Genomic DNA, 18,477 nt, shown 5'->3' with positions numbered 1-18,477 from the left:
GTGTCGAAAAGGTCCTGACGCGCGGCGCCCAGATGACGGCTGACACGGGCGTTCAGGCGAGCAAGCTCTTCGCGGCTGGCGGTGTTGAGTTCGTCGAGGCTGAAGAACTGCCGGTTGCGCAGTCGCGCGATGATCCAGCGCTGAGCAAGAAGAACCGCCCCTTCGACCTTGGCCTTGTCGCGTGGTTTGTAAGGACGTGCCGGAAGGATGGCGGTGCCGTAATGCGCCGCCATCTCGGCGTAGCTGCGGTTGATCTCGGGCTCGTAGAAGCAGGCCCGGATCACGCCGGACTTCAGGTTGTCGGAGACCACCAGCATCGGCACCGCCCCAAACGCGGCAAAGGCACGGGTATGAGCGCCGATCCAATCCGGCAGCGCCTGGCTCCAGGTGGCCTCGGCGTAGGTCATGTTCGAGGCGCCCATGACGGCAATGAAGATCTCGGCTGGACGGGCAGCGCCGGTCACCGGGTCGGTCACCGTCATCCGGGTGCCCGAGTAGTCGACGAACATCCGCTCGCCTGCGACATGGCGTTGGCGCATGACGGGCGAAAGCCGCCCGACCCAGCGGCGGTAATGCTCGCAAAAGGCCGAGTAGCCATAGCCGTCGGGGTTCTGGCCCCGATACTCGTCCCAAAGCAGCGCCAGCGTGACGCCCGGCCGCTTCAGCTCGCGATGAACCATCGCCCAGTCCGCGGCGGCGAATTGCCGGGCCTGCGAGGGCGGCGGAGGCGGAAACACTCGCCGCTCCAGTGCCTCCTCGTCCAGGCCCTCGGGCAGCGGCCAGGACAGGCCAGCCACCGCGGCACGGCGCAGATACTCGATCACCGTTGTCTTGCCGACACCGGTCGCAAGTGCGATCCGCCGGGTCGACATGCCTTGCGCATGCAGGCGCAGCACGTCCTCGATCTTCCTCATCGGCAGTCTCCTCATCGCGCCCCTTCTTCCGCTGTCGCAACAGCTTCTGGGTAGCGCAGGTGGTCTGCCTCAGACCCGCCCCGCGTGACGGAACCCGCTCAGCTCAGCCTGGTCGGATGCGGCTGGAACGGGTGGTCGGATGGTCGTGGAATGCCCGGTCGGATGTTCATGGAATGTGTGGTCGGATCACCGTGGTGCGCGCACCCTGTCGGCAGCAGTTACCTGAATTCAAGGCTGATCCCGGCGCTCTGCCGCAAGGCTGGGGTTCCGCTTGAGGATGCGCGCGGCGCGATCACCAGCCACCGGGCGCGGTCTACTATCGCCACCCAGCTTTATAACGCAAAAGAACCGCTGAGCCTGACCGAGTTGCAGGCTTGGCTGGGTCATCGCTCGCCGGAAGCAACACGGCATTATGCCAAGATCAGCCCCACCAAGCTCGCGAAGTCCTATGAAGAAGCCGGCTACTTCGCCCGGAACATCCGCGCGGTGGAGGTGCTGATCGACCAAGATGCTGTTCGGAACGGCATTCCCCCTGACGAGCCATGGAAGCTTTACGACCTCGGCCACGGCTATTGCAGCTATGACTTCTTTGACCAGTGCCCACACCGGATGGCTTGCGCGAAGTGCTCGTTCTACCTGCCGAAGGCGTCTTCGCGGGCACAGCGTCTGGAGGGAAAGTCCAACCTGCTCCGGCTGCGGCAGGAGATACCGCTGAACGATGACGAACTCCGGGCCGTCAACGAGGGCATCGAAGCCCACGAGGCACTTGTTTCCAAGCTTGCGGACATCGCTGCGCCAGATAAATCTTCAGGAAAGAATAGCTGAGTTGCTCAGACCTTGGTTGGCTGGCGACTCTGCTCATACCAATTCCCTGCAGCCTGCTTCGCTCTTCATTCTTGTCGATCTGCGCCAAGGAAGCGCCCGAATGATCCTCAAATGCTGCTGACGTTTCTTGCCTGCATGCCGCATTGCCAGCGCTTGACTTCCCACTTCTGGTTCGATGCCTTCCACCGCGCAATGATGGGCTGTGCCTGCGTGATGCAGGTCATGAGACTGATCTCGCGGGAATCGAAAAGAAGACTGAAATCCCGACAATCTGGCTCGGGGGATGACAGATGCGCGGACAGCACACATGCTTTGATCAGTAACTCGATCATATTTCCTCCTAACCCCAAAACTAAATAAGAAGTCCTGCTTGCTTCATTGCCTCGATGCGGTTTTGCCTAACTCGGCTCAAATCGCGGGTAGTTCTCCGCAGGGGACATACTTCTAAAACTAAAGTATTATGAAAGAATCGCTAATACCCTAAATGGGGTAACTGCCTCCTTGCCCAGAGGATGTTCATGCATGTCCCACGATGCTTTACCTCCCGACGCGACCGAGTTGATCGATCACCTCTACGCCGCGCTCTTCAATGAAGCACCTTGGCAAGATTTCGTGACACGCTCTTGCGGCCTGATGCCGAACGGCAAGGCGGTTCTGTTTTTCCATAATAAGGCGTCGGGTGCCGGGGCTATGTCACTGACCGGTGGCCTGGACGAAGGAATGGTCAAGAACTTCAATGACTATTATCACGAAATAAATCCTTGGGTTAATCACGCCATGGAAAGGCCACTCGGAAAGGTCATGCAGGCCGACGAGATGCTGCCCCGCGAGGTCTTGAAGCGTACCGAGTTTTATCAGGACTACTTGCGCCCGCAGGATATCGAAACGGGCTTGGGCGTGACGCTGCACCGCGATGCGGGGCTTCATGTCTTTTTCAGCATCGTCAGCGCGGATGTGACACAAGAGCAACTGGAACAGGCACGGCGCAGCATGACTTTGCTTGTTCCACACCTGTACCGCGCGTTTCGCATCCGCAGCCGCGGAACTGAACCGGATTTTGTCGCCGGATCGGGCAGCACCTTGCAGATAGATGAAAATCTGCGTGTCTTGACGGCTGAGGCCGAGGCGCTTCGCCTTCTTGCTCAGACTGAAGCACTCAGCATAAATCCGCGAGGGCGGCTGGTTTCCAAGGATCCTGACTTTCTGTCGCTCCTTCAGCATGTGCTGAGCTCGGAGAAGCCGCCATCTCTTCAGCACCTCCATGTCAAGCGACGGACAGGCGGGTTGCCCCTCCACGTGTGCGTATACCGTCCGGGCCAGCCCGGTGCCGCGTCCTCGGAGCGCATCTCATGCTTCATCCAGCTTGAGGACCCTGCCGTGGCGCTGCCAGTAGGTGTACGCCGGTTCTGCAGCCTGCATGGACTGACAGGAGCCGAAGCAGGCGTTGTGGCAGGCCTGATCGCTGGCCTTACCCTCAATGAGATTGCAGTCCAACGTAGAACCTCGCCAGACACCGTCCGAACGCAACTGAAGGCCATCTTCTGGAAAACCGGCTGCAAGCGGCAAGCCGACCTTGTTTGTCAGGTTGCAGTTATGGCGCAGAGTTACGGCTGGCTTCTTACCGCCCCGGTCCTGATACCAGACCAATAAAGCTAAGCGCGCCCGACGAAATAATGACAGTTGAACGCCGAGTACCAGTAAATCTAGCTTCTTCGGATTCATTCCCCATTCGGGGTATGTGCCTTCACGAGGTCAGGAGTAGTCTGATGTCTTGGAGGAACTATCAACGATTGTTGGGCAGACCGCTCCATATTTCTGTGGCTGCGGTTCCCGAGGTGCATGGTGCCGGACACGCTCATGGAAGCAGCAGCTCTTGTAACATACATGGCTGCACTTGCCGCGCTAACTCTTGCGCCCGGTCCGCTCGTTGCGGTGCTGGCTGCGAGATCCGCGAGCAAGGACAGGCAAGGCGCATGTGCCATGGCAGTTGGTATCTGCGTGGGAGACATCTCGATTATCTTGGCAATCTGTGCCGGCCTGAGCGTCTGGCTTCAGGGGCATCCTGAGATCTTTGCCGGAGCGCAATATGCCGGAGCAGGATTGCTTTTTTGGATGTCATTCAAGATGTGGGTGACCGCAGGAACGCCAGGCAATCATCAATCATCGGCCAGCGGGATTTTGACCTCAGGATTGGTGGGGTTCACCTTATGCCTGAGCAGCCCGCAAACAATCGTCATGTATCTTTTTCTTCTCCCAAATGTTGTTGATCTGGCCGTGATCCAGGTAGGGCAGATAATCATACTGGTCGCCGCCACGCTCGTCGCCCTGTTGGGCGCATTCCTCGCAATTATCCTGTTTGCCGATATAACGCAGAGGCTGCTGCGCTCTTCCACTGGTATTATCTTGTGGGCACGGGGAACTTCGTTGGCAATTGCGGCCTCTGCGACCGGCCTGTTCTTTTGGTAAGTCGGCGCGGGCCGCGAACTATGTTCCCGCCGCTCTGTAAGGATAGCTTACGACATACCAATCATAACGAAAGCAATGGCACAACTGTCAGCAACATCGCATCGCTGTAACGGGTGGGCAATCCACGAAGCCGCTCCAGAACATAGGAAGCAAAATTAAATTTCCAGAGGGGCTATAACTTATAATGGAAAGCGTTCGTCGGTCGCCTTCGTTGATTATATCGCGTTTAACAAGAATCAAGTGGACATTCCAATTAACTAAGAAGCCCGCGCCTTGGGGATACGCATGGGGGCACCCGCCTTCAAGATGCGCGACTTCATGGAGCGGCATGGCGTGAAGGCCCTGTCTTCCAACTATACGCTCTATGGCGATCTTTCCGCGCGCGTGACCCAAGTCCTGCACGGCTACTCGCCGCGCCTGGACGTATATTCCATCGACGAGACGTTTGTTGATCTGTCGGGCTTTGGCGAGCGGATGGAGGCGCACGCGGCCCGGATGCGCCAGGCGGTGCGAACCCAAGTGGGCATCCCGACCTGCGTGGGCATCGCACCCACAAAGACCCTCGCCAAGCTGGCAAACTATGCGGCCAAGAAGAACCCGATCTTCGGGGGTGTCTGCAATCTCATGAACCCCCAGGTCCGGGACTATGTGATGAGCCGCATCCCCATTGGGGAGATATGGGGCGTCGGCCCGGCAACCGAGGCCAAGCTGATCGCCCAGGGCGTCAGAACCGCGGCCGCGCTGCGCGACCTGCCAATGGCGCTGTCCCGCAAGATCGGCACGGTTGTTCTTGAAAGGCTGGTGGCGGAGCTGCGTGGCATTGCCTGCATCGACTTCGAGGACGTGCCGCCGCAGAGAAAGGGCATGGCCGTGACCCGATCCTCGGGCACGCCCATGACGACATTCGATGTGCTGGCGCAGGCTGTCACCGCACACGCCACCCGCGCGGCCGAGAAGCTGCGTCAGCACGGCCTTGTCGCCGGGACGCTCACCGTGTTTTTCCACACCAACCCGCACAAGCCGGACCGCCCGCAGCACTCCGCATCGCGCAGCGTGCGCCTGCGGCCCATGTCCAACCATACCTTTGACCTGGTGGACGCTGCCGTCTCAGCCGCCCGCCGAGGCTGGCGCGGCGATCCGTCCGGCAATGGCTGTGGTTATACCAAGGCGGGCGTCATCCTCGATGACCTGCTGCCCGAGGCCGACCGGCCGGCCATGCTGTTCCAGCCTGCCCGCCCGCGCGATGCGCGCCTGACGGACGCCCTCGATGCGATCAACGACCGTTTCGGCAAAAAGACGATGGTGCTGGCGCGGGAGGGCTTCGCCGGTGAATGGCGCTTGCGCGCCGATCACCGTTCGCCCCGCTACACCACCAGGATCAGCGAGTTGCCGACCGTGCGGGTTTAAGACACAGAAGATGTTCACGCAGTTCAATGTTTTATGATGGTCGAGAACTAGATTCACTGACCAAAAATGCGGTTGCCATGATTAGAGGCTTAAAGGTTGAATCAACCGTTTTCATTGTTGGCGCATCGCCTGTATACGCAATTACCGTAACACTCTTATCGATGCCTAACGGTATATTCGCCCACAGAGTCTGGTAGATTAGAAACTTTTCTGATTTTCCGACGAATAGAAGTTCAACAATAATGAGTTGATCGCCAATCCTATTTGCAAGGTAGGCTGAAAGTCCTTCATCAGTCACAACCTCTTTAGGATGAGTCATGAGAAAAATAGCGGGGCCAGTCCATGGAAGCTCATAGATAGGTGCCTTGGCAGCTTTATGCTCCCAAAATGCGATGGAGCTATTATCTACAACTTCGAGGTCATAGATATTTCCACAGGAAATAGCAGAACTTAAAATGGCGCCAACTTGTCTGAGGTGGTCCTCAATACTTCCTTGAGTAACCTGAAAGTTATTGAGAGCAGCAATATCTAGTTTAACTTTAATAACATCTCTGAATTTTTGAACGGTCGATTTATGATGATGAAGGGTATTAGCGTCTGGACTTCTATTAGCAATCTTCAGGACGTCAAATGTGTGTATTGTAAGATCCTGGGCCATATTGTTCCTATTGGATAAAAGTTCATAGTCAATCTTTCACCTATGTGTTTACCAGATCAAGTCGATTTACCGCCTCCCGTCCTTTGGCCGGGACCGCGCTCTAGGCTTCGGCCGGCTGCACCGGCCTGCGCCCCGAGCCTGGACCCCTGCCCCTCCTTTGCGGCTTTTCCCGCGCCGCCTGTCTCGTCCCGAGCCAGCCCGCGCGGGGCCGCAATAGTCGGTCCAGCGATCCAGTCTCGGCCCTTCGGGTGACATGGGGTGACAACGGTTCATCGCCCAGCCTTCATAGGTTGGCGCATGTGGACCTGTCGCAATGGAGGGTGGAATGGATCACAAGACGCCTGTCACAACCTATGTTGGCCTCGATATCTCGCTTGCCGAGACGCATATCTGCGTCCTCGATCAGAATGGAACGCGCCTTTACCAGGGTGCTGTCCCCTCAGACCCGGACGCACTTGCTAATATCATCCAGAGTAAAGCTCCGAACTGCGAGCGTATCGGCATGGAAACGGGTGCGACGACGCCTTGGCTCTGGCGCGCACTACGTGGGCGCGGGCTGCCTGTGATCTGCATTGATGCGCGTCATGCGAACCGTGCTCTGTCCATGCGGAAGAACAAGACGGATAAGAACGATGCCCAAGGGTTGGCGGAGCTGATGCGGATTGGCTGGTTCAAAGAGGCGAATGTTCGCAGCCCACAGACCCAGTATGTCCGGTCACTTCTGACCGCCCGATATCAGCTCCGTGTGTCGCGCAAAGACATGCTCAATCAGATGCGGGGTGTTGTAAAGTCCTTCGGCTTGTTTGCTGGTAGCACGGCAACCCGCAGGTTTCCGGCAATGGTTCAGGAGATCATCCGGGAGAACCCACAATTTGGACCCCTCCTTGCTCCTCTCTTGGCTGTGCATGAAGCGCTGACCCGGCAGATTGCCGTATATGAAGACGAGCTCAAGAACATCGCAGAACGCGATCCGGATGCTCGACGTATCATGACCGTGCCAGGCATCGGCTATCTTGTAGCATTGGCGTTCATGACGGCCGTTGATGATCCGGCGAGGTTTTCCTCATCCAACAAGCTTGGGCCCTACCTTGGGCTTGCGCCGCGGGTGCGGCAATCGGGAGAGGCCAGCTGGTCTGCCGGGATCGGCCATGCCCCTGACAAGATGATGCGATCATACCTCTACCAGGCCGCGACGGTCGTTCTGACCAAGACCGCCAGTTGGTCTTCTTTGAAGGCGTGGGGTCTCCGCGTCTACAAGCGCAGCGGCTTCAAGCGTGCGGCGGTGGCTGTCGCAAGAAAGCTTGCGATCATCATGCATGCGATCTGGATCAACGGTACCGAATTTGAATACAGCCAGAAGGGGAAGGCAGCATGACCTGAGTCCTTCCAGCCAACCAGGATCCGCTCCGGCGGATAGTCCCTGCCGGGACGTTGGGAGACCGACCTCGTAGCGATCGTTGCGACAAGATCACGCGGAGTGACAATGAGGCGGTCCCCTACCGAAGCCCATTTTGCGGCGGCAATTGCCGACCTCGTAAGGAACCATGTGCCCGGTGGAGATGAGTGCGATGCAAGCCTACGCAGTTCGTGCGTGGTCTGATGCCGCACGTCTGCTTGATGAGTTTGAGCCCTTTTCTGTCATTCACGTTTCGTAGCACCGATAATGCTTCCTCTGCTATCAGCACTCATTGCCGAACAAGGACGCATAGCTTGCTGGATCAGTCCTAAGCTGGCGCTGAAAGGCCCGCCGCAATCTTTGCAGATCCCCAAAGCCGCTCTTTTTTGCGACAGTCTTGAGAGGCAATTGTTCGACAAGAAGACGACGCGCCTGTTCCACGCGCGTCCGTTCCACAAACTCAGCGGGCGTCATCGCCAGATATGCCTTGAAGCGACGGGCCAGAGTTCGGGAAGTCATGTGCGCAGCATCAGCCAGACTTTCCCGTGTCCATGGCCGTGCCGGGTCGCTGACGACCAGTTCAATCAAACGCGCCAGTCCTTCATCCTCTGTAAATTGAGCAGCAAGATGGGTAGCATATTGGCTTTGCCCGCCCGTGCGGCGAAGCTGCACGACGAGTTCGCGTGCCACACCGAGAGCTGCGGCACCGCCACAATCGGCACGGATCAGGGCAAGAGCGAGATCAATCCCCGCTGTTATGCCGGCCGAGGTGCAAAGTCGCTCCTCTATGGTGAAGATCCGGTCCAAATCCCAGTGTACATTCGGATAAGCCGCGAGTTGCGGTGCCCGCGACCAGTGGGTGCTGGCTACATGACCATTTAGTATTCCTGCCTCTGCAAGCGCCAAGGCTCCCGAGCAGACAGAAATCAGGCGTCCGTCGCCTGGGATGGCCTGTCGTTGCCGCAAGTGTTCCTGCACATCCTGTCGTGCAGCGACTGCGTCGATACCTGCCCCGCCAGGAACAAGGAGATCATTCCCTACGGCTCCTTCAAACAGTGTGCCTGTAACGCTCATAACTAAGCCGCAAGAGGCCGTTACCGCGCATCCTGACAGGCTGAGAAACCGTGTCTGGTAGATCTTATCGCCGTTGAAGCGAGCCACCTCGAACGCCTGCACCGGCCCAGCCACATCGAGCAGGTTCACGCCGTCGAAGAGCAGCACGTCGATGATGCGTCGGCGTGGAGGCGTGTCCATTTTTGATACCAGTCTGACTTTTGCGTCATAACCGCTCTCAGTTAACACTGCCTCCGTCAACAGGAGAGAAGCATGGACCTGATCATTCCCCGCCGCAGCGGCAGCTATCTGGCGCTTCTCGTAGCAAACACGGTTCTCGCGTCCATGATGCCCATGCTCATCATCCTGGGCGGCTTGGCAGGGATCATGCTGACACCAACCCCGGCGCTTGCGACGCTGCCAGCGTCCCTTCAGGCGTTGGCAGGACTGCTGGCAGCAACGCCCATCTCCCTTCTCATGGGACAGCGGGGGCGACGGTTCGGCTTTATGACAGGTGCAGCCACAGGTATCTTGGGCGGAGTGCTGGGCGCATTTGCCATCAAAACCGAGAGCTTTGCGTTCCTATGCTTGGCCCATATGACCCTTGGGACAGCACTGGCCTCCTTTCAGTTCTTTCGCTTTGCGGCTGCCGAGACCGTGCCTATCAAATGGCGACCGATCGCCATTTCGCTGATGATGACGTCCGGCCTGATCGCCGCCTTTATCGGTCCGCAGATGTTCATATGGGCACGCACCTTCAGCTTGGAAGCGCCTTTGGTGGGGGCTTATGCCTGTGTCGCTTTTCTCGGCCTCTTGGGTCTGCTGCCGCTCGGACTGGTCCGTAAGGCGGGAACCCAGGGTGCTGCGCCGCGGCGGCTCACGCAAAAGTCTATCGCTGTCCTGACGCAGCCGCCTATTATTCAAGCGGTGACAGTGGGTGCGGTATCGCAGGGTGTTATGATGCTGCTCATGGCCCCCACCACCATTGCTATGATCGGCTGCGGATTTTCCGGTAGTTTAGCTGCGGATGTGATCCGTTGGCATGTTGTCGCCATGTTTGCGCCAAGCCTTCTAACCGGCACCTTGATCCAGCGTTTCGGTGCGCGGGTCGTCATCGCTGCAGGGCTGCTGCTGCTGGTGCTGGCAGCCCTCACCGCTGCCCATGGGCTGACGGCTCCGCACTTTTATACCTCTCTCATCATCCTTGGGATTGGCTGGAACTTCGGCTTCATTGGAGCCACAAACTTGTTGACCGCAGCTGCGCGTCCTGAGGATCGCGCGTTGGCGCAAGGCGTCAATGACACGGTCATTGCTCTTGTGTCAGCGGCCTCTGCCTTTGCCTCGGGCGCTCTTGTCACAGGATCCGGGTGGATGGTTTTGGCCCTGGTGGCATTACTGCTTGTCCTGATGGGTGCTATTGCGAGCTTTGTGCCTGAACTGACAGGCCGGTCGAAGTTGTTTGGCGGCCAGTAATCCGCTTATCGTAAGTAACCTGACTGGCAGCTTCGTCCGCATCGCTGACGCTAGGGCGGCGCCGGGGCATCGACGCGAAGAGTCCTTAGCAGTCACTGAAAGCTTCTATAAGCGGCTCCGGCGGTAGAGCATCCGCTTCCGCTCCGGCAGCGGCCTCGCATGGACGAAACCAGCCTTTTCCAGAACTCGCTGCGATGCCCAGTTCTCCGTATGCGCCATGGCCCAAACCTCTGGAAGGTTCAACTGGTCGTCGGCCACAGCAAGAGCTGCGCTCACGAGTTGAGAAGCATATCCCTTACCCCAAGCCTCTGGATGGAAGAAATAGCCGACCTCGAAGCCCCAACCCAGCTCGAACGGATCCTGGTAGAGCCCACCCCAGCCAATGATCCTATCTGTGCAGCGCTCCCTCACTACCCACGGTGCGCAGCCGTCGCGGCGTCGAAAATACTCATGCACCATTACGCGACGCCGGCATTCCCTCAGCGATCTGTCTACGTGCGTAAACCTCATTGCTGCCGCGTTGCCGAGGAAGGAGAAAAGAGCGGCCACATCAGCCTTGCGAATGCAGCACAGCTTTAGATCTTTCGTCTGCTGCATTGGCGATCTCATTCTGTAGCAGGCTTGGCTGGAATAGGCCCCCTTCCATAGCATTGATCGGCAGCTTCGTCCCGCAAAGCAGTCGCCTCTTCATGGCTGATCATAGCGCAGTACATTAGCGTTTTAGGTTGACAGGTCGAACCGTTGTCAAGGAACGATCACTTGCGGGGAGCCGGGTTGGGCTTGAACAGTTTCCTTCTGAATGCGCGCACAGCCGTCTGTGCGGCCTCATGATCATCCAAACCGGGCTTCCAGCGGGTCAGAACCCCAAGCATCATCTTGGTGATGACACCGAAGAGATAGGTATGGCTCATGGCCCGCAGCATGATCAGGTCCTCGTCCGGATCGAGATAGCCTTCCTCCTGGGCACGCTGGAGGATCTTTAGCACAAGATCATGGACCGATAGTTCATACTGCAGAAGGCGAGGATGCGCTTCGAACACGGCGCGAGGCATTTGTTCAACAAGACGGAACTCTTGAGGGTAAAGGCGAGCCCAATCGATATACGCAAAGGCAATCCTCTCCAGCTGATCAGCCGGCGATGAGCATCCAGCCATCTGTTGCGTGATCGTGTGCAGCAACCGTTGCAAGGCCACATCCGCCATGACCACAAGAAGATGGTTCCGGTCGAAAATGACCGTCTTCAGCATCTCCTTTTCGACCCCGAGCGCCTTGGCAATGACCTTCAAGCGCGGCAGCTCGCCCGTCTGGGAGACGATGCGGCTGGCTTCGGCAATGGCAGCCGACAGCAGATGTTGTCCGGGCTGAAGGGTGACACTCATGACGTTCAACGGATGATTGAGAACTATGGCTACCAGTTTCGCATAAGGCATCTCAGGTAAAATCAAAAGTGATACCAATACTAACTACTACCTTGGATTAAGCAGCCCCGGTTAGTGGTCAAAAAATCAAAGGTTTGGTCCAATCTCGGCCCTGACGGGTGATGATCGCTTGCGCGGGAGCCCGGTTGTCCAGCCTCGCACTGGCCCGACCTTGGGAGGGACGGTGTGAGGCCGCAGCAGGCCCGCGCGAGACCCCAGGGATCGAGCAAGGGCCTGTGGTCAACCGGGCGGGCGGTTGCAGGCCACGGCCAGACCTTTCCACAAAGCGGCTCGCTTTCCTTCGCTCTGGGATGGGCGCGTCTAGCTCGCCGCCCTGCATGGCCCGCCGCCCGCAGGGAGGCGGCAGGCTGGATAGCTTCGACCGGGAAAGATGATGCGGAGATCCCCGCGCCTGCGCAGTGATCCAGCTCAAGGCGCGTGAGCGCGCCTGCCAGGGGGATTCGGTCAAGCCGAACGCCCCTGCCTGTCCCTGGCCACGCGCGAAGGGCGCGTGTCCGTTCATGGGAACCGCCGGTTCCCCCGCGCAAGGCCGTCCGCTTGACGGGGCGAAGGGGTTTCCCCAACCACGGTCCCGGCTGGGGCCGGGCTGCGTGGCCGGGTGATCCCCCTCCCCTTCGCCCCTACGGACAACCTTGCACGGGTCCCCCTCCTGCCCTCGCCGGGAGGCAGGGTTTCAGGAGAGGCGCCGCTTCGCGGTCCTCACCTGCAACCCCGCCCGATGATCCGGCACCAGACCGGAACGGGCATCACCACAAGGAGGCCGAAAATGGCTCAAACCCTCGAAACCGATACCGCCGCGGAGCAGGTCCGTGACCACATGCTGCGGCTGCTGATTGCGGAACAGAACGATGCGTTCCGGCAGACTTTGGGCTTCGCGGCCCTGTGGCGCGGCCACCATCTGAAAGGCCGCGCCGTCGTCACGCCGGGCTTCCTCGCCATCCCCGAGCGCACCCAGGCGGCGCTGATGAATGCCGTCATCACCTTCACTGCCTTCACCGAAGAAAACGACCCTTGGGAGGATCATTCCTTTGGCCGCGTCGAGGCGCATGGCGTGGCGATCTTCTGGAAGATCGACCTTTACGACACCGCCTATCACTTCGGCGCGGAAACCCCGTCCGACCCCGAGCAGACGCGCCGTGTTCTGACGCTCTACCTGCCGTCCGAACACTGACCCCGCCATCGGCCTGCTGTGGCTCCGTCAGCAGGCCGACCCTTCCCGCACTGACAGCCTGAAAGGGGGTGAACTTATGAGCAGTGAAACCTTGCAGCGCCGCCTCGCAGAAGCGTGGGCGCTTGTCAGGAAGGGCGACAGCTTCGGTATCGGCCGCCGCTTCCTGATCCAGCACGGCGCACTTTGACAAAGCCCGCCCTGCCCCCACGGCAATGAGGGCAGGGCAATCATAACAGACACTCTCACCACAGAACAAGGATACGACCCCATGAAACACGAAGCGATCAACAGCCCGGTTGAACTGGTCCCCTTTGCTGATCTTTACGTCTCGCCCTTGAACCCGCGCACCGTGTTCAGCCCGGAAGGCATCGAGGCTTTGGCCGAGAACATCCGCCAGCTTGGCCTGATCCAGAACCTTGCGGGCCTGCGCGACGAGGCGGGCAAGGTCGGGATCGTGGCCGGAGGTCGCAGGCTTCGCGCCCTGGAACTCCTGCAGGACGATCCGCGCTTTGCCGCCATTCCCGTGAAGCTGGCCCCCGATGCGGCGACCGCCGAGGTTTGGGCATCGAGCGAGAACCACCACCGGGAGCAGCCCCACGCCGCCGACGAGATCCGCGAATACGGCACCATGGCCGCGCGGGGCGTCCCGGTCCCATCCATCGCCGTGGCCTTTGGCGTCAATGAAAAGCACGTTTATCGCCGCTTGAAGCTGGCAAGCCTGCCCGCCCCGGTTCTGGACGCCTTGAAGGCCGGGACCATCACCCTGTCGAACGCCGCCGCCTTCACCGTCTGCGACGACAAGGCCCACAGCCTTGCCGTGCTGGAACAGGTGAAGGGCCACGGCTACAGCGACCACCAGATCAAGCAGATGCTGAAACCCGATGCCGTGCGCGGCACCGACCGCCGCGTCCTGTTTGTCGGCCAGAACGCCTATGAGGCCGAGGGCGGGCGCATGACCGGCGACCTGTTCAGCGATCAACAGTATTTCGATGATGTTGCCCTGCTGGACGAGTTGTTTTCCCGCAAGCTGGCCGCAGCCGTCGAGGCCGCGAAGGCGGAAGGCTGGACATGGGCCGAGGCGATTGGTGACAGCTATATCGGCTATTACGAGCTTGAGAACCGCAAGCTGGACCGCATCTATAAAGAAGAAGGAGTGCTGACCGAGGAACAGGCCGCACGGTATGACGAACTGGCCGAACTGGCGAACGGCGAGGTTCTGGACGAGGACGGACAGGCCGAGCTTGCCGCGCTGCAAGCCATTCTCGACGGCAGCTACAGCGACGAGCAGAAGGCGGTCGCGGGCGTCATCCTTTATGTGAACTCGAAAGGCGAGTTGCAGAAGGCCGAGGGCCTTGTGCGCCGCGAGGACCGGACTGCGGCTATCGAGGCCGGTTTTCTGCGCCCGTCCGCCCATGCCGGTGCAGCGGAGGACGCCCCCAAGTCGGCAATCTCGCAGAAGCTACGCGATGACCTGTCCCGCATCGCCCAAGGGGCGCGGCAACATGCGATCCTGCGCGACCCTGATCTGCTGATCGACCTGCTGGCCTATCAGTTGAGCCATGCACTGCGGTGGGAAAAGCCGTTCGGCCTGTCCACCGAGGACGTTCCGAACTGGCCCTCGACCGAGGCCAGCGGCTACCAGCTTGACGCGCGGCTGACCGACAACCCGGCCCGCGACATGTTTGGCAAGGACCATGCAAAGTCCTTCCGCGCCTTCCGCAAGAAGGGCGCAGAGCATGTGAAGGGCGAACTGGCCCGCTTCCTTGCCGCGCATTATCGCGGCGGCAGCAAGGACATGGCGGCGATGCTGGACAAGGAAACGCAGCCCAACATCCGCGAAGTCTGGACGCCGACCGCCGCCAATTTCTTTTCCCGCGTGGGCGGCGGCTATCTCGATGATCTGTGGCGCGACCTGTTGGACCTCGCCCCCGAGCATCCCACCGCAACCACCTTCGCCAAGATGAAGAAGGGCGAGAAGGCCGAGCGGCTTGAAGCCTTGTTCCGGGGCGACGGGGATCTGTGCAGCGCCCTTGCCGTCACCGAGGAACAGGCCGCGAAGATCGCGGCATGGCTTCCCGAAGGCATGAAGTGACCAACGGTGGGGCGCAAGCGCCCCACCCCATCACCCCGCAGGAGATTGTGTCATGACCATCGGAGACCTCGAACGCCGTGCCGGGATCGAGCAGACCCCGGAAGCCCGCGCCAGGTTCTGGAAACCCTTTGCCCATCTTGAAGCCCGCGCCATGCTTGATGCCGGACGGGAAGAATTGCAGCGCATCATCGGGGAAAAGGCCGGTGACAGCGCCGATCCCGGTGACGGCTTGACGGCCGAGGAACAGGAAGCCTTGCGGGCCTTTGCCGCCGAGCATGGCCGGTGCTGGAAGGCCGAACTGCGAAAGCAATGGATGAACGCCAGTGCCAGCCCCGTTCTTCACAGCCTGCGCAACCGGCTTGGGCCATCGTGGCTTGTCCGGTTCCGCCTTGATCGTCGCCCGAAGGCGTGACGTGAACCACGGCGGCAGGGCGTTTGCGCCCTGCCTGCCTCTCGCGCGAAGGAGGTTGCCCCCATGCGTTTCAAACGATGCGAACGTCACCCGTTCACCGACACCAGCCGCAAGCGGGTCGCGCTGCGCCGCAAGCAGCGCCTTGAACGGGAAGCCCTGCCCCTGCTGGCCGACCTTGTGGCCGAGGCGCAGCCGTCCGAGGATGAAGTGATGCAAGCCCGTGCGATCCAATGGCTTGAACAGGAACGCCGCAGCCGCACGCACAGGGCCGAACGCTGGCGCGAAGCCCGCCGCCGCTTGGCAGGCTTTTCCGCCAATGAGCGGGCCGTCCTGCGCGATGCGTGGAACCGCGCCCCTTACCCCGCCGATCCGGTCTACCTTCTGGATTTCCTGCACGGCTATAGCCTGGGCCGGTTTACACTGGACCGGATGCCGTTCGACCTTGTGGCCCGCGATCAACATGGCTGCCGGATCGAGCCCCGCTTTTCGACTGCCGAGGAAAGCTGCCATGCCTGACTTCACCGCCCATCGTCATCCGGTTCTGGCCGTGCGCTGCCCGACCTGTCAAAGCACCCCCGGCCTGTGGTGCCGTCGCCCGAGTGGACACCGCGCCGACGAGCTGCACGCCGAGCGAGGCGCGGAAGCCGACCGCCTGTTCATCGAGCAGCACGGATGGGAGGCCAGCATGTTCCGCGACGGCGACCGCTGGCTCATCGACCCGCGAGGCCGCGCAGGGATCCGTCCGCAGCCCGACAAGATGGCCCTGATCTGACGGAACGATCATCCCGACCGCTGGCGTTGTGTCGCCGTGGGTGATACCTGAAAAGAGTATCTCGCAGCCACCGCCCTTACCCCTGCGTGAGGCTGCACCCGATTATCCTTGTGGTGAGGATAGCACTGGCCCTGCTCCGGCAGGGCCTTTTCTTTTGTCCAGGCGCAGCCCTCTGGTTTGACCGGCGCCGCGGGGACAATGCCCCGCAGCCCCGGCCCCGCGCTGTTCGCGCGGAACCGCTGCGCGGGAAAAGGAAAGCGCGGCGGGCGCCGCGCTTGCGTCCATGAAGCAGGTTTCCGCTTCTTCTGGAGGTTGCAGTCTCAAGCCATTGAACATCCATGGATTGTCATAGCATGGCTCTGTTTCCCCATTGATGAGTGCGCCGGGGCGGGGTCGTGGTTGTCTGCGCCCCGGCAGTTACCTTTGAAGGCCAACTGGAACATTGACCGTGCAGGACAGGCCAGAAGAACAAGGACGCCTGGCGGCGTCCTGGCCCGCCTGACGGCGGGCTTCAATCGGGGCGGGCGTGGTCCTGAAGCAGACGCATCCTACCCGGCTGTTGTGGCGACAGGCTTCGCGGGTATGCTTCTAGCAAGCTTCGGGCCTTGGGCGGCCTTCAGGTCAGGGATGGCAGATGATCTATCAAGTGATTTATGCAAACTGGATCGACGGTATTCGCGATACTGGCGGAATATCGGATTGCCCACGAGATGTGTCCAATGCCTTCAAAGCGGCAAAGAACTTCTGCATGGCGGAGGCAAGGAAAAGAGGGGTTGAGCCAAATCCTGTCGTAAACTGGGCCGCCGATGTCATGGCGGCCTTTATGGTGTCATGCGTCAAGAATGAAGAATCCAATATCTGGGAAATCCTGATCCCCGGCGATGATATTTGCGACGTTTTCAGGGTCGAGGCGGAACGCAATACCGGCATGATCCACGAGGTTCTGATGAAGGGCGCAAAAGCCCATCCGAGATTGCTGAGAACCGGCCTGATCGCTCTTTGCTCGCATCTGCGGATTGCGCCATCGGGATCAAGCAAGGACATCGGCAACATCAGAAGATTGTTCTAGCCGCCTCCCGTCCTGTGGCCGGGACCGCGCTCTAGGCTTCGGCCGGCTGCACCGGCCTGCGCCCCGAGCCTGGACCCCTGCCCCTCCTTTGCGGCTTTTCCCGCGCCGCCTGTCTCGTCCCGAGCCAGCCTTTGCAGGGCCGCAATAGTCGGTCCAGCGGCCCAGTCTCGGCCCTATCGGGTCACGATCGCTTGCGGGGGGTAGCCCGATTGTCCAGCCTCGCACTGGCCCGACCTTGGGAGTGGAGGCGGAAGCTTGCAGCGCGGCGAGATCGCTAAAGCCGAGCGTACATTCGAGGAGTGTATGCTGATCGATGGTTAAGGCGAACTACTCAGCAATCTAGCTTGAAATCATTGGCTCGGACAGCATTCTTTCATGGAACCGGCGTTCGATCTGCTCCATCAGTGGTTTTCCCTCTGAGGTAAGTTCTTTATATGCCTTCCGTTCACGAGGCGTAAATTTTAGCTCTTCGTTATCCGCGTGTTCATTAAGAGCTTCCCAAATCAGATCATCTAACCGTCGCAGAGGCTTCATCAACTCCTGGGGTAGAAAAATCGCGTGGGTTGACAGGGAAAGCGAGAACGTTCGAACGACTTCAAGGATACGACTTTTTTTGTGGTAGTAAATAACCTCTCGGTAAGCGGCCATTCGGTCGTCGCTATCCCTAACGTGCGTTTTTTGGGTCTCGCTTAGCGGAGTGGAAGCAAGAAATTCCTCAAGCTGTGCCGGTGTGATGTTAAACAAGTCAGGTCCTGGCTGTAGCGGTGATAAGTAGAACGCTACCTCTCCCCAAGCCATTACAAGAGACGACCAAATCTCCGGCAAGGCTTTGTATTCATGCCCATGCATTCGAGATGCGCGGTCCAATAGGGCGTTGATCTGAAAGCGCAGCCTCTCAATCTCTTTGTTCTGGGCATGTTTTAAGTCTTCAAGCCGAGCATCAAACTTGGCCTGTAGCCATCGTTCCGCAAGTAGCTGGAACAGCCAATATGCTGCGCCTGCCGAGGCGACCGCAATGGCGGCCAAGCCTCCGAAGGCGCTTATAACGTCTTTCAGGAAACTGAGGCTTGTCTCGAAGTCCACTTCTTCTCACCCGCCGCGTAACGCAGCTCTCATGCTGGTAGTGTCTGTGCGACCTTAAGTGGAAAGCTTTGAGCGGGAAAGATGATGGAGAGATCCCCGCGAAGGGGCGGGGATCGAGGCAAAGGCGCGGGACCGCGCTTGGCCGGGGGATTCGGACAAGCCGAACGCCCCTGCCCTTTGTGGGGCCACGCGCGAAGGGCGCGTGTCCGTTCATGGGAACCGCCGGTTCCCCCACGCAAGGCTGTCC

General features: G+C 59.8%; 19 protein-coding genes. 12 read left to right on the top strand and 7 right to left on the bottom strand.

What is annotated here, in order from left to right:
* Positions 1 to 914 (bottom strand): IS21 family transposase (gene istA, locus RAH32_RS20105; RefSeq protein ID WP_306610192.1); only part of this gene is annotated, 914 nt, incomplete at its 3' end.
* Between the two features lie 150 nt (positions 915 to 1,064).
* Here istA and RAH32_RS20100 point away from each other — a divergent pair.
* Entirely contained in the window at positions 1,065 to 1,739 is a 675-nt protein-coding gene (locus RAH32_RS20100) for a tyrosine-type recombinase/integrase (protein ID WP_306610191.1), read from the top strand.
* 107 nt (positions 1,740 to 1,846) lie between these two features.
* Here the strand turns inward: RAH32_RS20100 and RAH32_RS20095 are convergent, their stop codons facing one another.
* Entirely contained in the window at positions 1,847 to 2,071 is a 225-nt protein-coding gene (locus tag RAH32_RS20095; protein ID WP_306610190.1) for a hypothetical protein, read from the bottom strand.
* Between the two features lie 190 nt (positions 2,072 to 2,261).
* Between RAH32_RS20095 and RAH32_RS20090 the strand changes: the two genes are divergently transcribed.
* The 3 genes from RAH32_RS20090 to RAH32_RS20080 all read left to right on the top strand — a co-directional run bounded on the left by RAH32_RS20090 (position 2,262) and on the right by RAH32_RS20080 (position 5,612).
* Positions 2,262 to 3,389, top strand: coding sequence for a helix-turn-helix transcriptional regulator (locus RAH32_RS20090; RefSeq protein ID WP_306610189.1), 1,128 nt, complete (start codon positions 2,262 to 2,264; stop codon positions 3,387 to 3,389).
* A 207-nt stretch (positions 3,390 to 3,596) separates the two neighbouring features.
* Complete coding sequence (locus tag RAH32_RS20085; protein ID WP_306610188.1) at positions 3,597 to 4,205, top strand: LysE family translocator; 609 nt, start codon at positions 3,597 to 3,599, stop codon at positions 4,203 to 4,205.
* A gap of 273 nt (positions 4,206 to 4,478) precedes the next feature.
* Entirely contained in the window at positions 4,479 to 5,612 is a 1,134-nt protein-coding gene (locus RAH32_RS20080) for a Y-family DNA polymerase (RefSeq protein ID WP_306610187.1), read from the top strand.
* 31 nt (positions 5,613 to 5,643) lie between these two features.
* Here the strand turns inward: RAH32_RS20080 and RAH32_RS20075 are convergent, their stop codons facing one another.
* Positions 5,644 to 6,270: a hypothetical protein gene (locus RAH32_RS20075; RefSeq protein ID WP_306610186.1), complete on the bottom strand. Its 627-nt coding sequence runs from the start codon at positions 6,268 to 6,270 to the stop codon at positions 5,644 to 5,646.
* Positions 6,271 to 6,595: 325 nt separating this feature from the next.
* Between RAH32_RS20075 and RAH32_RS20070 the strand changes: the two genes are divergently transcribed.
* Positions 6,596 to 7,645 carry an IS110 family RNA-guided transposase gene (locus RAH32_RS20070; RefSeq protein ID WP_306610185.1) on the top strand — a complete coding sequence of 350 codons (1,050 nt, stop codon included), beginning with the start codon at positions 6,596 to 6,598 and terminating at the stop codon, positions 7,643 to 7,645.
* Positions 7,646 to 7,948: 303 nt separating this feature from the next.
* Here RAH32_RS20070 and RAH32_RS20065 read toward each other — a convergent pair whose 3' ends face one another.
* Complete coding sequence (locus RAH32_RS20065) at positions 7,949 to 8,968, bottom strand: GlxA family transcriptional regulator (protein ID WP_306610184.1); 1,020 nt, start codon at positions 8,966 to 8,968, stop codon at positions 7,949 to 7,951.
* Positions 8,969 to 8,992: 24 nt separating this feature from the next.
* On the opposite strand from RAH32_RS20065, the gene RAH32_RS20060 reads away from it, so the two are divergent.
* The gene (locus RAH32_RS20060) at positions 8,993 to 10,192 is read left to right on the top strand and encodes an MFS transporter (protein ID WP_306610183.1); all 1,200 of its coding nucleotides are present in this window, start codon (positions 8,993 to 8,995) and stop codon (positions 10,190 to 10,192) included.
* Positions 10,193 to 10,297: 105 nt separating this feature from the next.
* Here the strand turns inward: RAH32_RS20060 and RAH32_RS20055 are convergent, their stop codons facing one another.
* Positions 10,298 to 10,789 carry a GNAT family N-acetyltransferase gene (locus tag RAH32_RS20055; RefSeq protein ID WP_306610182.1) on the bottom strand — a complete coding sequence of 164 codons (492 nt, stop codon included), beginning with the start codon at positions 10,787 to 10,789 and terminating at the stop codon, positions 10,298 to 10,300.
* A gap of 158 nt (positions 10,790 to 10,947) precedes the next feature.
* Positions 10,948 to 11,571: a TetR-like C-terminal domain-containing protein gene (locus RAH32_RS20050; RefSeq protein ID WP_306610181.1), complete on the bottom strand. Its 624-nt coding sequence runs from the start codon at positions 11,569 to 11,571 to the stop codon at positions 10,948 to 10,950.
* An 826-nt stretch (positions 11,572 to 12,397) separates the two neighbouring features.
* Here RAH32_RS20050 and RAH32_RS20045 point away from each other — a divergent pair.
* The 6 genes from RAH32_RS20045 to RAH32_RS20020 all read left to right on the top strand — a co-directional run bounded on the left by RAH32_RS20045 (position 12,398) and on the right by RAH32_RS20020 (position 17,147).
* Positions 12,398 to 12,802, top strand: coding sequence for a DUF3768 domain-containing protein (locus tag RAH32_RS20045; protein WP_306610180.1), 405 nt, complete (start codon positions 12,398 to 12,400; stop codon positions 12,800 to 12,802).
* 268 nt (positions 12,803 to 13,070) lie between these two features.
* Complete coding sequence (locus RAH32_RS20040) at positions 13,071 to 14,894, top strand: ParB/RepB/Spo0J family partition protein (RefSeq protein ID WP_306610179.1); 1,824 nt, start codon at positions 13,071 to 13,073, stop codon at positions 14,892 to 14,894.
* 52 nt (positions 14,895 to 14,946) lie between these two features.
* The gene (locus RAH32_RS20035) at positions 14,947 to 15,306 is read left to right on the top strand and encodes a hypothetical protein (protein ID WP_306610178.1); all 360 of its coding nucleotides are present in this window, start codon (positions 14,947 to 14,949) and stop codon (positions 15,304 to 15,306) included.
* Positions 15,307 to 15,369: 63 nt separating this feature from the next.
* Positions 15,370 to 15,822, top strand: coding sequence for a hypothetical protein (locus RAH32_RS20030; RefSeq protein WP_306610177.1), 453 nt, complete (start codon positions 15,370 to 15,372; stop codon positions 15,820 to 15,822).
* Positions 15,815 to 16,078 (top strand): zinc finger domain-containing protein, encoded by a 264-nt coding sequence (locus tag RAH32_RS20025; RefSeq protein ID WP_306610176.1) that lies wholly within the window; start codon positions 15,815 to 15,817, stop codon positions 16,076 to 16,078. Before RAH32_RS20030 ends, RAH32_RS20025 begins: the two co-directional genes overlap by 8 nt.
* Before the next feature lie 634 nt (positions 16,079 to 16,712).
* Positions 16,713 to 17,147 carry a hypothetical protein gene (locus tag RAH32_RS20020; RefSeq protein WP_306610175.1) on the top strand — a complete coding sequence of 145 codons (435 nt, stop codon included), beginning with the start codon at positions 16,713 to 16,715 and terminating at the stop codon, positions 17,145 to 17,147.
* Positions 17,148 to 17,486: 339 nt separating this feature from the next.
* Here RAH32_RS20020 and RAH32_RS20015 read toward each other — a convergent pair whose 3' ends face one another.
* A complete protein-coding gene (locus tag RAH32_RS20015; protein ID WP_306610174.1) occupies positions 17,487 to 18,230 on the bottom strand; it encodes a hypothetical protein in 744 nt (247 codons plus the stop codon).
* Between the last annotated feature and the right edge of the window lie 247 nt (positions 18,231 to 18,477).

This window comes from Paracoccus yibinensis, from assembly GCF_030846195.1.
Lineage (GTDB): Bacteria > Pseudomonadota > Alphaproteobacteria > Rhodobacterales > Rhodobacteraceae > Paracoccus > Paracoccus yibinensis.
Note: the sequence above shows the minus strand (reverse complement) of the source record. Positions and strands in the feature narration are given on the sequence as shown.